This is a genomic window from Pedococcus sp. P2_F6, assembly GCF_056403675.1.
In genome coordinates this window covers 1,068,460-1,081,668 of the sequence record NZ_JBFUEZ010000001.1, presented here as the reverse complement: position 1 = coordinate 1,081,668, position 13,209 = coordinate 1,068,460, and the positions used below count along the sequence as shown (strand labels likewise).

Here is a 13,209-nt window from a genome sequence, read left to right as displayed (position 1 = left end):
GCCACGCGGGCGCCTCACCTCAGCCGCGGGGCATCACCGAGGGTCGCACGACGCGGACGGAGAAGGCGGTGAGGCCGATCCGCAGCGACGCGGTGCGCGCCAGGTGGCGGCACACGAGGATCGTCACCACGGCCGGGACCGCACCGGAGATCAGCAGCCCGGTGCGGGGACCGAGGTGTTCGGCCAGCAACCCGACGACGGGGCCGCCGAGTGCCCCGCTGCCGATGAACACCAGCATGTAGAGGCCGACGACCCGGCCGCGCAGGTGGTCGGCGGTGGCGAGCTGGACCAGCGACTGGGCCGACGTGAGGAAGCCCAGGTTTGCAGCGCCGACGAGGACGAGCAGGAGGGTGAAGGACAGCTGGTCGGGCGCTGCCGCGGAGAGGAGCATGGCCATCGCCAGGGCCCAGGCGGCCAGCCCCACTGTCCGCAGGCGCAGCGGCTTGCTGCGCCGTGCGGTGGTGAGGGCGCCGGCCAGGGCCCCGACCGCGACGACCCCGTTGAGCAGGCCGAGACCGCTCGCGCCCGAGTGGAACTCGTCCTTGGCGAACGCGGCCAGCGTGACGGGCAGGCTGATGGTGAAGAAGCCGAACGCCCCGACCATGACGACGGGCCACAGGACCGTCGGCGTACGGAGGGCGTACTCCAGACCCTCACGGATCCCGGGGGAGGGGGCCTTGACCGGCTCTCCAGCGGGGTGGGCGAGCCCGGCACGGCTCTGGCCTGCTCCGCGCATGAGCAGGAGCGCGGTGACCGGCGCCGCGAACGTGAGGGCGTTGACCGCGAACGCAAAGCCCGCACCCACACTGCTCATCAGGAGGCCACCGATGACGGGGCCTGCCATCGCGCCGATCTGGAAGGTGCAGGACACCAGGCTGATCGCGTTGCGCAGCTGCGGCCCCTCGACGACCTCCGGCACGAAGGACTGGCGCACGGGGTTGTCGACCGCTGTGACGACTCCGAGGACGGCCGCGAGGAGGAAGACGTGCCAGACCCGGATGTGCCCGCTCAGCGTGAGCAGCGCCAGCACGGCTGCGGTCAGCGACATCGACACCTGGGTGGCCAGCAGGATGGCGCGCTTGGGGAAACGGTCCGCGAGCAGACCGCCGTGCAGGCCCAACGCCAGGGTCGGCAGGAACTGGCAGGCGGTCGTGATCCCGACTGCGGTCGGGCTGTCGGTGAGCGTCAGGACCAGCCAGTCCTGGGCGATTCGCTGGATCCACCCGCCGGTGCCGGAGATCAGCAGGCCGGACAGCAAGAGCCTGAAGTTGCGATTCGCGAGCGAGGGAAAGGTGCGTGAAACATGTTGGGGGAGTGCGGGATCGGAGAGGTGGACTGTGTTGGCAGCGGTGGAGCTCATGAGTCGTCCTGGACGGTTTCGCGTGTGGGTTGGTTGCGTTCACCTCCAGTGTGCGCGCGACGACGTTCCCCTCGCTGCATTCTGAGACAGAATGAGTAATATAAGTGTCATTGCGATTCGCAATGATCGCCACGTCTCCCGAAGGAGTGGTCGTGTACGAGCCGGAACTGCTCCGCACCTTCCTCGCCGTGACCCAGGCGCTGAGCTTCACCCGGGCCGCGGAGGCCCTCGGGATCCGTCAGCCCACTGTCAGCCAGCACGTGCGCAGGCTCGAGGAGGCGGTCGGACGCCCGCTGTTCGTCAGGGACACCCGCAGCGTCGCGCTCACCTCGGACGGCGAGGCGATGGCCGGCTTCGCCCGCGAGATCCTGGCCGCACAGGAACGAGCCGTCGGCTACTTCACCGGCTCCCACCTTGCCGGTCGGCTCCGCTTCGGGGTGACCGACGACCTCGCCCTGACACCCCTGCCGCGCATCCTGCGGGACTTTCGCCAGCTCTATCCGCGGATCGACCTCGAGCTGACCGTCCTGCAGAACGAGGGGCTGCTCAGGCGCATCGAGTCGGGTCACCTCGACGTCGCCTTCGTCAAACGCAACGCGGGCACCTCGACCCTGGCGCGCGGACAGCTCGTCCGCCGCGACCAGCTCGTGTGGGCCGGAGTCGACGGCACCCGGGTGGATCCCGACCAGCCGGTGCCGCTCGTCGTCTACCAGGCGCCCAGCCTCAGCCGGGCCATCAGCGTGCAGGCGCTCGAACGCGTCGGCCGCCGCAGCCGGATCACCTGCACGGTCCGCGGCGTCAACGGGGTGCTGGCCGCCGTCCGAGCTGGCCTGGGCATCTCCGTCATGGCGCGCACGCTCATGCCGCCTGACCTGGTCGAGCTCCCGGCCTCCAGCGGGCTGCCCAAGCTGCCGCACCTCGACCTCATGTTGCTGACCAACCGCCAGGCACCCGCCGAGGCGGCCACAGCGCTCACGTCGGCCATCCTGGCCAGTGGCGCGCCACGAGGCCCGGTCACCGGAGGCTGACCGAGCGTGAGCTCGCGCTCTACAGCGGCCGGAGCTCGCTGTCCATCGTCCCCATGAGGTGGATTGCCCGAAGCCGGCTGAGCAGCAGGTCGGCCCGCACCTCGACCCGTGCGCTGTGGTGGACCGCCGCCGCACCGGTGCACAACGGGTGGACCTCGCCAGCAGCAGCTGCCCCGCAACGGCACCACGCGGCATACGCATCGGTGGCGCTTCGACCAGAGGCAACAGGCGAGTTCTTCACGAGACCGCACGCTAGGAGCCGGCCGCCACGGCAAGTCACGCAACAAGCCCGACCCCCTCCGTTCGTCCGAGGGGAAGCTGACCGAAAGAGGCGCCACCTCCCCGACCTTCGGTACGCCACGGGCAGGCTGACGTGCGCCCTCGCCCCTTCCGCGGGTCAGTCGGCGAAACCAAGGGGCGTACTGTGAAGGGGACGATGGTGGCGTGGCCCGACCGGGTGGCGCCCAGTCCGTCCGCGACGGGGATGACCACGGTGATGATCCAGGCAGGGACGAAGACCGCTTTTCCAGTGCTCCGCGAAGGGCGGCTGTCGTCCTCCGGTCGCATGCTCCTCGCCGAGCTGCACGCGGCGATGGCCTTGGCACAGGCGGAGGTCGCGGCGCAACGACGTCCTCCGTCGGACCCCAACGTGCTCGCGATCGCGCGCGGGCGCCTCGTGACGGCGATGGCGGACTACGAGGAGGCGCTGACCTCCCTCCACCTGCCGATCCCCCCGCGGCTGCGCGACGACCTGCGGCTGCTGCGCCGAGTGGTTCGCCACTGACGCGAGCTCCATCCGCGCGTCCGCGGTCGGGGCTGGGGCTGGGGATAACTTCGGGCGGAGGTCGCGAGTTCGGGCAGCATTCGGGACATGAGCTACGAAGACCTTCCACGCGAGCTGCGCACGATTCCGTTGACTGACACCACGATCCAGGCTGACGTGGTCGACCTGATCCTGGGCATCGAGGAACGCCGAGACGGCGCCCTGGCCCTGCTGGTGTGCGACGAGGCGGACCGGGGAGTGCAGCCGGTCGTCCTGTCCGATGTGCCGCCCGAGGCGCCGACCGCCGACATGCGCAGCCTCCTCGACCTGCTGCTTCCGATGGTCGGTGAGACGGGTGGGGCGATCCTGGTCGCTCGCGGACGCCGTCGTGGCGTGACGCCGACCGACAACGACCGTGCCTGGCACCAGGAGACGATCGAGGCCTGCGCGCGCCACAAGGTCCGACTCCTGGGCTTCTACCTTGCGTCGCCGGACGGCGTCGAAGCCCTGCCACCGCCACTGAGCCAGGCGTCCTGACCTGACGCGATCAGGCGCAGCTCAGTACTGGGCGCGGGCGACCTTCTGGAGCCGGGGCCACTCGCCGTCGATGCAGAGGTCGCGTCCGATGTCGAGCATGGCCGCGCCGAACAGCGCTCCCGTGGAGATGAACGCGGGGTGCACGTGCCCGAACACCTCGAGGGTCACGGTGCCGTAGAGCCGTGACCAGGACCGCTCGAACATCCAGATCATGCCGGGGGTCGGTCCACCCAGCGGGTCGGTCACCTCGGCCGGCTTGATCTCGCTGCGCAGCACCTCGAGCAGGTCAGCGTCGAGGTCGGAGTCGGCCGGGATGGGGAAGTGGTACTTGACCCACAGCCGCCCGAAGATCTCGCTGAAGAAGGCCCCGAACATCTTCACGCCCGACTCCTCGGGCAGGCATCCGTCCAGGGAGGTGATCACCACGGGCTGAGCCGCCGCGGCCTCCTCGATCGCGGCCGAGGTCGCCGAGGCGAAGACGAGCTGGAACTCGTTGCGGTTGGTCAGCGCCCACTTCCGGAAGGCCGCGGCGGACGCGACGATCTGCGCGGCCGGGTCGTCCGGCTCCTGCTGGTCCCTCGCGGTCGTCATGGCCGCCACCACGTCCTCGAAGATCGACCGGGCGACGCGCACCATCAGCTCGGCGTGGCTGTCGACGTAGCGGTAAAGCGCCGGGGGAGTCAGCCCCATCTCCTGGGCGACGGCGCGCACCGAGACGTCCTCGCCGTCGCGGAGCAGCTGTCGCGCCACGTCGACGATCTCGTCGAACGTCGCCTGCCGCTGACGCTCTCGCCGCGTCGGAACCGCGGTCATCTCGCCCTGCTTCCTCGTCGGCGAACGGTCTGGATGCCCTGTGCCCTGGTTTGTCCTGCAGAGTTAACCATGAAGCCTTGACAACTTAGTTTACACCCATCACTGTTACTGCTGTAAACATCAGTGATGCAGGGTTGCGAGGGAGTGGTTCGGATGCACAGGTGGGGTCAGCTTGTCGCACGAAGGTCCTGGTTGGTCCTGCTCGGGGGCATGGCGGTGGTCCTGGCCGCCGCGGCATACGGGATAGGAGTGTTCGGCAACCTCTCCAACGGCGGGTTCGACGACCCCGCCACCGACTCGGCGAAGGAGCTCGTCCTCGAGCAGGCGACCTTCCCCGGCCGGGAGACCGACCTCGTGGTCGTCTACTCCAGCCCGACCCTGCGGGTGGAGGACCCGGCGTTCCAGCGCGCGGTCACCGACACCCTGACCGCACTGCCCAGGACCGATGTGGCCGGGACGGTGACCTACTACGACACCAGGTCGCCGGGACTGGTCAGCAGCGACGGACACGCCACGCGCGTCATCGTCACGCTCGCCGGCACCAGCCAGGACGCCAAGAGCGACAACTGGGACGCCGTCAAGGGTGACCTCGACGCCCCCGGGCTGAGCACGAGTGTGGGTGGCCGCTGGGCGGTCTTCGGCGACGTCAACGAGCAGGTCTCCAAGGACATCGCGCGCGCCGAGTCGATCTCGCTGCCGATCGTCTTCCTGCTCAGCCTGCTGATCTTCGGCAGCCTCGTCTCGGCCCTGATGCCCACCCTGGTCGGCGGGATCGCCGTGATGGGTGCGTTCGCGGTGGTGCGCCTCATCACGGGAGTCACCGACGTCTCGATCTTCTCGATCAACGTCATCACCCTGCTCGGCATGGGTCTGGCGATCGACTACGCACTCTTCGTCGTGAGCCGCTTCCGCGAGGAGCTGGCGCACCAACCCGACACGTCCCGCGAGAGCGTCCGCGCGGCCGTGGAACGCACGATGGCCACCGCCGGTCGCACCGTGCTGTTCTCCGGCCTCATCGTCGCCGCCTCGCTCGCGTCGCTGCTGCTCTTCCCACAGAACTTCCTGCGCTCGATGGGCTACGGCGGCATGGCCGCAGTGCTGGTCGCGATGCTGGCGGCCCTGACGGTGCTGCCCGCCCTGCTGGGAGTGCTCGGGTCCCGCATCGAGTTCGGCCGTATGCCGTGGCGCCGCGGCTCGCGCGCCCACCTCGCCGACGCGCGCACCCCGGACGAGTTGCACGGCGCGGACCACGAGGTGGTGCACGGCACCTGGGCCAGGGTCGCGCACAGCGTGATGCGTCGTCCCGTCGCCTACCTCGTGGCCATCGTCATCGGCCTGCTCGCGCTGGGCAGCCCGTTCCTGGGGGCGCAGTGGGGCAGCGTCGACGAGCGTGTCCTGCCGGTCAGCTCGCCCAGCCGCCAGGCCGCGGACCTGCAGGCGGACCTGTTCGGTGGCGAGACGTCCACCGCGTCGATCATGGTGCGCGGGGCGGATGAGGTGGCCAGGTCGGCTTACCTCACGAGCCTGAAGGCGGTTGACGGGGTCACCCAGGCGCAAGCCGTGGCGACCCGGTCCGTGGACGGCCAGCAGCTGACGCTGGTGCAGGCGACCTGGCAGGGGAACTCCCAGACCTCGAGCAGCCAGGACGTGCTCAAGGGCATCCGGGCCGTCGACCTGCCCACTGGCACCACCGCGCTGGTCGGCGGCCCGACCGCCGACGCCGTGGACCTGATCGACTCGATCGGCGACCACCTGCCGTGGATGGCGCTCATGGTGGCGGCCGTGATGCTCGTCCTGCTGTTCGTCGCCTTCGGTTCGGTCGTGCTGCCCCTCAAGGCCATCGTGATGAACGGCGTGTCCATCGTCGCGTCCTTCGGCGTGGTCACCTGGACCTTCCAGGAAGGTCACCTGTCGGGGCTGCTGGGCTTCACCTCTCCCGGCTACCTCGACGTGACCCAGCCGATCCTGATGCTCGCGATCCTGTTCGGCCTCTCGATGGACTACGAGGTGTTCCTGCTCAGCCGCGTGCGTGAGGAGTGGGACCGCACCGGGGACAACACCCGGGCGGTCGCGGCCGGCGTGCAGCGCTCCGGGCGCATCATCACCAGCGCCGCCCTGCTGCTGGCCGTCGTCATCGGTGGCTTCGCGACGAGCGGGATCGTCTTCCTCAAGATGATCGGGGTGGGCATGCTCGTGGCCGTCCTGCTCGACGCCACCGTCGTTCGGGCCCTGCTGGTGCCCGCCACGATGCGACTGCTGGGCAGGGCGAACTGGTACGCACCCGGTCCACTCGCGCGGTGGTGGGGGCGGCACGGACACCGTGAGGAGCCGGCTTCTCGCGAGTCGGTCCTGGTGCCCGCCCAAGAGCTGGCAGTCGCGCCCTGACCCGGGCGGGCGGCATACCGTGCCAGGGCTTCGGTGCTCACCGAAGCCCTGGCCACGGCACCACCGCCCCGCTGCCTGCCGGCGGCTGCCGGCGGCTGCCGGGACTGCTCTCGGGTGACTTGACCAAGTCTTGACTTTGGGGCCAAACGGATGAGGGGACGGCGCGGGCCGAACCGCGATACTGAGATCGTGCTGGGGACCGAATTCACGCGCACCCTGCGCGCTGCCCAAGCCGGCGAAGAGGATGCCTTCGCCCGGCTCTGGCGTGATGCCAACCCGGCCATGATCCGCTACCTGCGGGTCGTCGGGCACGACGATCCCTACGACGAGGCCTGCGAGGGCTGGATCACCGTCGTGCGCGGTCTGCCCGGGTTTGTCGGGGACGAGCTCGCCTGGCGCGTGTGGTTGCTCGCCTGTGCCCGCCAGCGCGCCGAGGAGAGCACGCTCCGACGGGCCTGGGGGTCGGTCACCGTGCTGCCGGGGTTCCAGGTCGAGGGCGATGGCGAGCTCGACATCGACGAGCTGATCGAGTCCGACGCAGGAGGCGACCCGGTGCACCGCGGGATCAACGACACCCTGACCGCGTTGCGCGCCCTGCCCCTCGGGCAGGGCGAAGTCGTCGTGCTGCACCTGGGGGCGGGCTTGCCGCCCAGTGCGGTGGCCGACGTCGTCGGCGTGGACCAGGCGAACATCGAACGGGCCGAGTCGCGGGCCCTGGAGCGGCTGGCCACCGATGCCGACCTGCTCGCGTGGTCGTTGGCCGCCCCTCCCACGCCGGCGGAACTGGCAGACGAACACATCGCGTTGAGTGCCTTCCGCAAGATCCCGTCCTCGGCACGCCGGTCGCCGGGGGTCAAGGTCATCGCCATCGGCCTGGGCTCCGCGGGCGCCGTGACCGCGGCGGCAGCCGGTCGGTCGCGGGCCGCGCTCCTGACCGCGACGGCCCTGTCCGTGTCGGTGATGTCGCTGGGCGGTCTCGGGGCAGCCGCCTACGTCGGGGTGCTGCCCGACCCGGTCCAGCAGGTCCTGCACGACACCGTCGGGGCACCGGCGCCCGAGGCCCCGGGCAAGGGCACGTCACCGGACCCCGGAAGCAACCCGGCGACCCCGCCGAATGCAGGCGTGGGGCCCCATGCCGCGGGCAGCCCCGCCGCAGGCCTGTGCAGGGCGTGGGCCTCGGACAAGGCCAAGGGCACCGCTCGCGACCGGTCGGTCGCCTTCCGCAACCTGACGGGCACTGCCGGTGGGGCGGACCGGGTGGAGGCGTACTGCGCAGGGGTGCTCGCGGCCAAGCCCACCAAGGGTTCGTCGGCACCGACGGCGCGCGTCATCCCCTCGGCCAAGCCCACGCACCCGTCGAAGCCGTCGACCACCAAGGCGCCGAGCACCAAGACGCCGGTTCCGCACTCGCCCGCGACGCATGCCCCCAACCTCACCCCCAACTCGACGAAGTCCGTGGCGCCGCCCGCCCAGGGCAAGTCGGCCAAGGCCGGCACCTCGGCGTCCGCCCCGAGTGACCCGGCCACGACGGGCGACAGAGAGGCGCCGAACCCGCGGTTGTCCGGCAAGGGCGTCAAGACCGGCGGCTGACGGTCCCCGACCGGCGAAGGACCACGACGGGGCGCTCGCGTAGGCTTCCCGCCGTGCTCCTCCCGCTGACCGTCGTCGTGCTCGTGGCGGCGGTGTGCCTGATGGCCGTCGCCGCCTGGTATGCCGCGCGCAGCCGCCTCGTCGACGACCGCCTCCTGCTCGTGGCCGGGGTGACCGAGCTGGGCCTCCTGGTGCAGCTGGTGGTCTGCCTCGTCCATCTCGGGCGGGTACCCGGTGGCGGCGCCGAACAGGCGACGTTCGCGGCCTATGCGATCACGCTTCCCTTCGTGCCGCCGGCGGCACTGTTCCTCGCGCTGAAGGAGAAGACCCGCTGGGCGWTGGGGGTCGTCGCCGTCGGGGCGTTCGGCGTCGCGGTCATGACCGCCCGACTCCAACAGATCTGGAACCTCCGTGGCTGAGACCCCGTCCGCCCCCTCGACCCGATCGGGACCCGGTGTGGTCCTCGTCGCGGTCTACGGCCTGCTCGCTCTCGCGGCCACCGGCCGTTCGGTGCTGCAGATCTCCGAGTACTTCTCGAGGGCGCCGCTGGCCTATGTCCTGTCGGCGCTCGCAGCGGTCATCTACGTCGTCGCGACGGTCGCGCTGGCGCGCGGCGACCTCACGTCGCGCCGCGTCGCGCTGGTGGCGATCAGCGTCGAGCTGGCAGGCGTGCTCATCGTGGGTCTGGCGTCCTACCTGGCCACGGACGCCTTCCCCGACAAGACGGTGTGGTCGCACTTCGGGTCCGGCTACGGCTTCGTGCCACTGGTGCTGCCGGTGCTCGGCCTGCTCTGGTTGCGGCGCACCCGTCCCAGCTGAGAGCTGGTCGGTGGCCTTCGTCGACCGCTAGTCCGTGGCTGTGTCCACCGGCTCGTCGACTGGCTCTTCGACTGGCTCGTCGACTGGCTCGAGGACGAACACGGGGATCAGCCGGTCGGTCTTGACCTGGTAGTCGGCGTAGGGCGGGAACGCCTCGACGCACCGCGGCCACCACTCCTCGCGCTCGGCGCCCTCGAGCTCCCGGGCCCGGACCGTCCACGTGCGGTCGTCGTCCTGGAGGTCGAGGACCGGGTTCTTGCGGATGTTGGCGTACCACTTGGGGTGCTCCGGCGCGCCACCCTTGCTCGCCACCGCGGCATACACACCGTCGTGCTCGACGCGCATCAACGGGACCTTTCGCACCTTGCCGGAGAGGCCGATCATGGTCAGCATCACGACCCGTCGACCCTGGATGGCGACCGCTCGGGTCGTCCCGGCGGCCTCGATCTGCTCGACCTGCGTTCGGACCCAGCCGGTGGGGCTGGCGACGTACTCACCAACAATGCTCATGGGTCCATCACAACACGAACCGGCACATCTCGGGTGGAGGGGTCGAGCAGGCGGGTCGGCTGGGTGGGACCTGTCGGGCGCCGACGATCCGGCGCACAGGCGGCTGTGGACAACTCCGGGAGGCGTCCCACGACCGACCTACCCTCGGACCCATGACCCGGATCGAGGTGAACTCCGACACCATCGTGGCGCTGGGCGCTTCCCTCCGGGAGGTGGCCGACGACCTCCTGTGGCAGGCGGTGCGCAGCTCGGAGCAGACCTGGTCGCTGGGCCCCGGCGACAGCGCCGGAGCCCTCGCGTCGGTGCTGGGTGACTTCGAGCACCAACGTCACGTGCTCGGCCGCGCGCTCGAGGACCTCGCGGCCGCGACGGCGCTGGCCGGGCGGCTGTACGCCGACGTCGAGAGCACGAGCGCCGCCGCCTTCGACGGTGGCCCGGGATGACGATCCTGAGGCCGCTGCCGGGTGATCCCGGCACGGTGCGCGCACTCGCCGACCGGCTGGCCGGGCAGGGCGAGCTGCTGCTGGCCCTGGCGAGCACGGTGCGAAGCCTCGGCGACCCGAGCAGGACGACCTGGGAGGGGCCGGGCGGCGCCGCCTTCGCCGCTCGGTCCCGCACCGCGGCCTCGCTCCTGGTCTCGGTGGGGCGTCGCTACGCGGTGTCGGCGGTGGCCCTGCGGCCTCTTGCCGCAGCCCTGGCGGAGGCGCAGCACGACGCCTCCTGGGCGGTGACGACGCACGCGGAGGCCTGGCAGCTCGCGGTCACCCTCGGCAACCGGCGGGTGATGGCGCAGGAGAGCGCCGACCCGACGCAGCGTGCGGTCGCCGCGGACCTGCACCGCAAGGAGCTGGAGCAGCTCGAGCTCGTCCAGGTCGCCGAACGCCGCCATGCCGCAGCCTGGCATCGGTTCGCCGAGGCGGACCGCCGGTGCGCCACGGTTCTGCACCAGCTCGTCCAGGACGGCCTCGACGACTCACGGATGTACGACTCGCTGACGGGGCTCAGTCGCGGGGCCGGCGTGCTCGGGAGCGCGGCAGGGGCCGTGGCGATGGCTCCCACGCCGCCGTCCAAGGCGCTGGGGGTCGCCGCCGGGGCGTGCGACGGACTCCAGCTGACGGCAGACGCGGTGGTCAAGGTCGGCTACGGCGACGGGGACTGGGGCCACATCGGCGTGGGCGCCGCCATGTCGGTCACCGGCGCCGCGTCCGGCGTGCTCAAGCGAGGCGCCCTGGCGACGAACCCCGCGGCCCTCGCGGGCCCGACGAGGACGGCGCGACGCTCGCTGCGCTTCGGCACGGCTCAACGGCTCCGGCTCGCGACGGCCGAGGAGCTTCGCCGCGCCGGTCGAGCCGAGTACCAGCCCGACGCCCGCACGTTCCGCGCGACCCGGTCGCCGGGCTCGCCGACCGCGACAGCGCACTGGGTGGCCGAGCAGGTCGCGGGACGTGCACGCGTCCTCGTGCGCAACAAGTGGCTCGACGACCTCGCCCTGGTGACCCGTGACCCCGCCCGGTCGCGCACGATGTTCGTGACCGGCCTCGCGGCCGAGGCGACCACGGCGGGTCTGGGGGCCGTCGGCACCGGGCGCGACCTGTACGCCCGACACGAGGGGGACCTGGCGATGCGGACCCGCGACGCCACCGATGCGCGCGGCACCACCCCCGATCCCGACCCACGTCCCGGCGCTCGCTGACCCGCCGTTCGTGCGTCCGCCATGAGAGATGGGTATGCCGCCCGCTCACCTCCCCGGCGTAGCCTCGGCCCAGGTCATGAGTGCCAGCGACAAGCCCCGGCTCGCTGGCCGGCAACCCTCCTCCGCGGTGGGGTGCCCCGGGTGAAGACCTGGCGGGCGGCGCAGTCGCCGTCCGCAAGCGCGGGAGACCCACCACGTGTCCCGCACCGTTCCGGCGGTGGCATCAGTGATCACAGGACCTCGGGAGCTCGAACCTCCCTTCACAGGCACCTCGACCACCCGCTCCGCCGGTGACGGGCCCCCGATCCGTGCCACGCGGCATCCGAGAGTGAAGGACACCGAGATGAGCTCCACCAACTGGTCGTTCGAGACCCGGCAGGTCCACGTCGGACAGGAGCCGGACGCCGCCACCGGCGCTCGCGCCCTGCCGATCTACCAGACGACGTCGTACGTCTTCAAGGACACCGAACACGCGGCAAACCTGTTTGCCCTCAAGGAGTTCGGCAACATCTACACCCGCATCATGAACCCGACCCAGGACGCTGTCGAGCAGCGAGTCGCGTCGCTCGAGGGCGGGGTCGGGGCGCTGCTGGTCGCCTCGGGCCAGGCTGCCGAGACCCTGGCCATCCTCAACATCGCGGAGGCGGGGGACCACGTCGTGGCGAGCCCGAGCCTGTACGGCGGCACCTTCAACCTGCTCAAGCACACCCTCCCCAAGTTCGGGATCGAGGTGGGCTTCGTCGAGGACCCCAACGACCTGGAGTCCTGGCGGGCCGCCGTCCGACCCAACACCAAGCTGTTCTTCGGCGAGACGATCTCCAACCCGAAGTCGGAGGTGCTCGACATCGAGGGCGTCGCGGCCGTCGCCCACGAGGCCGGAGTGCCGCTCGTCGTGGACAACACGATCGCGACGCCCTACCTCATCCGCCCACTGGAGTGGGGAGCCGACATCGTCGTGCACTCGGCCACCAAGTACCTCGGTGGTCACGGCACGTCGATCGCGGGGGTGATCGTCGACGGGGGCACGTTCGACTTCGGGGCCGACCCCGACAAGTTCCCCAACTACAACACCCCGGAGGAGAGCTACCACGGGCTGGTGTTCGCGCGGGACCTCGGCGTGGGGAGTGCCTTCGGCGCCAACCTCGCGTTCATCCTCAAGGCGCGCGTCCAGCTGCTGCGCGACCTTGGTCCCGCGATCGCACCGTTCAACGCCTTCCTCATCGCCCAGGGCATCGAGACACTGAGCCTGCGCATCGAGCGGCACCTGGAGAACACGCACAAGGTGGCGGCGTTCCTCCAGCAGCACGAGCAGGTCGAGCAGGTCGTGTGGGCCTCCCTGCCGGACCACGAGTCGTACGCGAAGGCAACGAAGTACACGCCCCGGGGTGCTGGGGCGGTGCTGGCGTTCGAGATCGTCGGCGGCGTCGAAGCGGGGCGTCGGTTCGTCGAGTCCCTCGTGCTGCACAGTCACGTCGCCAACATCGGTGACGTGCGCTCGCTCGCGATCCACCCAGCCTCCACGACCCACTCCCAGGGCCCGGACGGCGACCGTCTGAAGGCCGGGGTCACGCCCGGGCTGGTGCGCCTCGCCGTGGGCATCGAGCACATCGACGACATCCTTGCCGACCTGGAGCAGGGCTTCATCGCGGCCAAGGGCGTCTGAGGCGACTGCTGACACCTGCGTCCGACCGAACACGTCGAATGCAGGTGT

The 13,209-nt window shown here is 70.9% G+C and carries 14 protein-coding genes and 1 riboswitch; of the genes, 10 read left to right on the top strand and 4 right to left on the bottom strand.

Annotation, left to right across the window (positions count from 1 at the left end):
• Window positions 1-19: 19 nt before the first annotated feature.
• Window positions 20-1,360, bottom strand: a complete 1,341-nt coding sequence (locus AC1DWP_RS05115; protein WP_477613353.1) for an MFS transporter — start codon at window positions 1,358-1,360, stop codon at window positions 20-22.
• 152 nt (window positions 1,361-1,512) lie between these two features.
• Here AC1DWP_RS05115 and AC1DWP_RS05110 point away from each other — a divergent pair, with 152 nt between their 5' ends.
• Entirely contained in the window at window positions 1,513-2,388 is an 876-nt protein-coding gene (locus AC1DWP_RS05110) for a LysR substrate-binding domain-containing protein (RefSeq protein WP_477613352.1), read from the top strand.
• Between the two features lie 19 nt (window positions 2,389-2,407).
• On the opposite strand, the gene AC1DWP_RS05105 is transcribed toward AC1DWP_RS05110, so the two are convergent.
• The gene (locus AC1DWP_RS05105; protein ID WP_477613351.1) at window positions 2,408-2,629 is read right to left on the bottom strand and encodes a hypothetical protein; all 222 of its coding nucleotides are present in this window, start codon (window positions 2,627-2,629) and stop codon (window positions 2,408-2,410) included.
• Between the two features lie 183 nt (window positions 2,630-2,812).
• On the opposite strand from AC1DWP_RS05105, the gene AC1DWP_RS05100 reads away from it, so the two are divergent.
• Window positions 2,813-3,172, top strand: coding sequence for a hypothetical protein (locus AC1DWP_RS05100; protein ID WP_477613350.1), 360 nt, complete (start codon window positions 2,813-2,815; stop codon window positions 3,170-3,172).
• A gap of 87 nt (window positions 3,173-3,259) precedes the next feature.
• Window positions 3,260-3,688 carry a hypothetical protein gene (locus AC1DWP_RS05095; protein ID WP_477613349.1) on the top strand — a complete coding sequence of 143 codons (429 nt, stop codon included), beginning with the start codon at window positions 3,260-3,262 and terminating at the stop codon, window positions 3,686-3,688.
• A gap of 21 nt (window positions 3,689-3,709) precedes the next feature.
• Here AC1DWP_RS05095 and AC1DWP_RS05090 read toward each other — a convergent pair whose 3' ends face one another.
• Window positions 3,710-4,501 carry a TetR/AcrR family transcriptional regulator gene (locus AC1DWP_RS05090; RefSeq protein ID WP_477613348.1) on the bottom strand — a complete coding sequence of 264 codons (792 nt, stop codon included), beginning with the start codon at window positions 4,499-4,501 and terminating at the stop codon, window positions 3,710-3,712.
• Between the two features lie 210 nt (window positions 4,502-4,711).
• Here AC1DWP_RS05090 and AC1DWP_RS05085 point away from each other — a divergent pair, with 210 nt between their 5' ends.
• The 4 genes from AC1DWP_RS05085 (at window position 4,712) to AC1DWP_RS05070 (ending at window position 9,295) form a co-directional block, all read left to right on the top strand.
• Window positions 4,712-6,886: an MMPL family transporter gene (locus tag AC1DWP_RS05085; RefSeq protein WP_477613347.1), complete on the top strand. Its 2,175-nt coding sequence runs from the start codon at window positions 4,712-4,714 to the stop codon at window positions 6,884-6,886.
• Between the two features lie 189 nt (window positions 6,887-7,075).
• Window positions 7,076-8,476 (top strand): RNA polymerase sigma factor, encoded by a 1,401-nt coding sequence (locus tag AC1DWP_RS05080; protein ID WP_477613346.1) that lies wholly within the window; start codon window positions 7,076-7,078, stop codon window positions 8,474-8,476.
• A 53-nt stretch (window positions 8,477-8,529) separates the two neighbouring features.
• On the top strand, window positions 8,530-8,895 hold the full coding sequence (locus AC1DWP_RS05075; RefSeq protein WP_477613345.1) for a hypothetical protein: 366 nt from the start codon (window positions 8,530-8,532) through the stop codon (window positions 8,893-8,895).
• The gene (locus tag AC1DWP_RS05070) at window positions 8,888-9,295 is read left to right on the top strand and encodes a hypothetical protein (RefSeq protein WP_477613344.1); all 408 of its coding nucleotides are present in this window, start codon (window positions 8,888-8,890) and stop codon (window positions 9,293-9,295) included. Before AC1DWP_RS05075 ends, AC1DWP_RS05070 begins: the two co-directional genes overlap by 8 nt.
• Before the next feature lie 27 nt (window positions 9,296-9,322).
• On the opposite strand, the gene AC1DWP_RS05065 is transcribed toward AC1DWP_RS05070, so the two are convergent.
• Window positions 9,323-9,805, bottom strand: a complete 483-nt coding sequence (locus tag AC1DWP_RS05065; protein WP_477613343.1) for a nitroreductase family deazaflavin-dependent oxidoreductase — start codon at window positions 9,803-9,805, stop codon at window positions 9,323-9,325.
• 152 nt (window positions 9,806-9,957) lie between these two features.
• Here AC1DWP_RS05065 and AC1DWP_RS05060 point away from each other — a divergent pair, with 152 nt between their 5' ends.
• From AC1DWP_RS05060 to AC1DWP_RS05050, 3 genes are all read left to right on the top strand, one after another.
• On the top strand, window positions 9,958-10,248 hold the full coding sequence (locus AC1DWP_RS05060) for a hypothetical protein (protein ID WP_477613342.1): 291 nt from the start codon (window positions 9,958-9,960) through the stop codon (window positions 10,246-10,248).
• A complete protein-coding gene (locus AC1DWP_RS05055; RefSeq protein ID WP_477613341.1) occupies window positions 10,245-11,498 on the top strand; it encodes a hypothetical protein in 1,254 nt (417 codons plus the stop codon). The genes AC1DWP_RS05060 and AC1DWP_RS05055 overlap by 4 nt, the downstream gene beginning before the upstream one ends.
• Before the next feature lie 72 nt (window positions 11,499-11,570).
• Window positions 11,571-11,685, top strand: a riboswitch (SAM riboswitch).
• Window positions 11,686-11,841: 156 nt separating this feature from the next.
• A complete protein-coding gene (locus tag AC1DWP_RS05050) occupies window positions 11,842-13,161 on the top strand; it encodes a bifunctional o-acetylhomoserine/o-acetylserine sulfhydrylase (RefSeq protein ID WP_477613340.1) in 1,320 nt (439 codons plus the stop codon).
• The last annotated feature ends 48 nt before the right edge of the window (window positions 13,162-13,209 follow it).

Excerpts from the sequence above, each read along its gene's own strand:
- AC1DWP_RS05115 (WP_477613353.1), bottom strand. The coding sequence starts at position 1,360 with ATGAGCTCCACCGCTGCCAACACAGTCCACCTCTCCGATCCCGCACTC.
- AC1DWP_RS05095 (WP_477613349.1), top strand. The coding sequence starts at position 3,260 with ATGAGCTACGAAGACCTTCCACGCGAGCTGCGCACGATTCCGTTGACT.
- AC1DWP_RS05090 (WP_477613348.1), bottom strand. The coding sequence starts at position 4,501 with ATGACCGCGGTTCCGACGCGGCGAGAGCGTCAGCGGCAGGCGACGTTC.
- AC1DWP_RS05085 (WP_477613347.1), top strand. The coding sequence starts at position 4,712 with ATGGCGGTGGTCCTGGCCGCCGCGGCATACGGGATAGGAGTGTTCGGC.
- AC1DWP_RS05065 (WP_477613343.1), bottom strand. The coding sequence starts at position 9,805 with ATGAGCATTGTTGGTGAGTACGTCGCCAGCCCCACCGGCTGGGTCCGA.
- AC1DWP_RS05060 (WP_477613342.1), top strand. The coding sequence starts at position 9,958 with ATGACCCGGATCGAGGTGAACTCCGACACCATCGTGGCGCTGGGCGCT.
- AC1DWP_RS05055 (WP_477613341.1), top strand. The coding sequence starts at position 10,245 with ATGACGATCCTGAGGCCGCTGCCGGGTGATCCCGGCACGGTGCGCGCA.
- AC1DWP_RS05050 (WP_477613340.1), top strand. The coding sequence starts at position 11,842 with ATGAGCTCCACCAACTGGTCGTTCGAGACCCGGCAGGTCCACGTCGGA.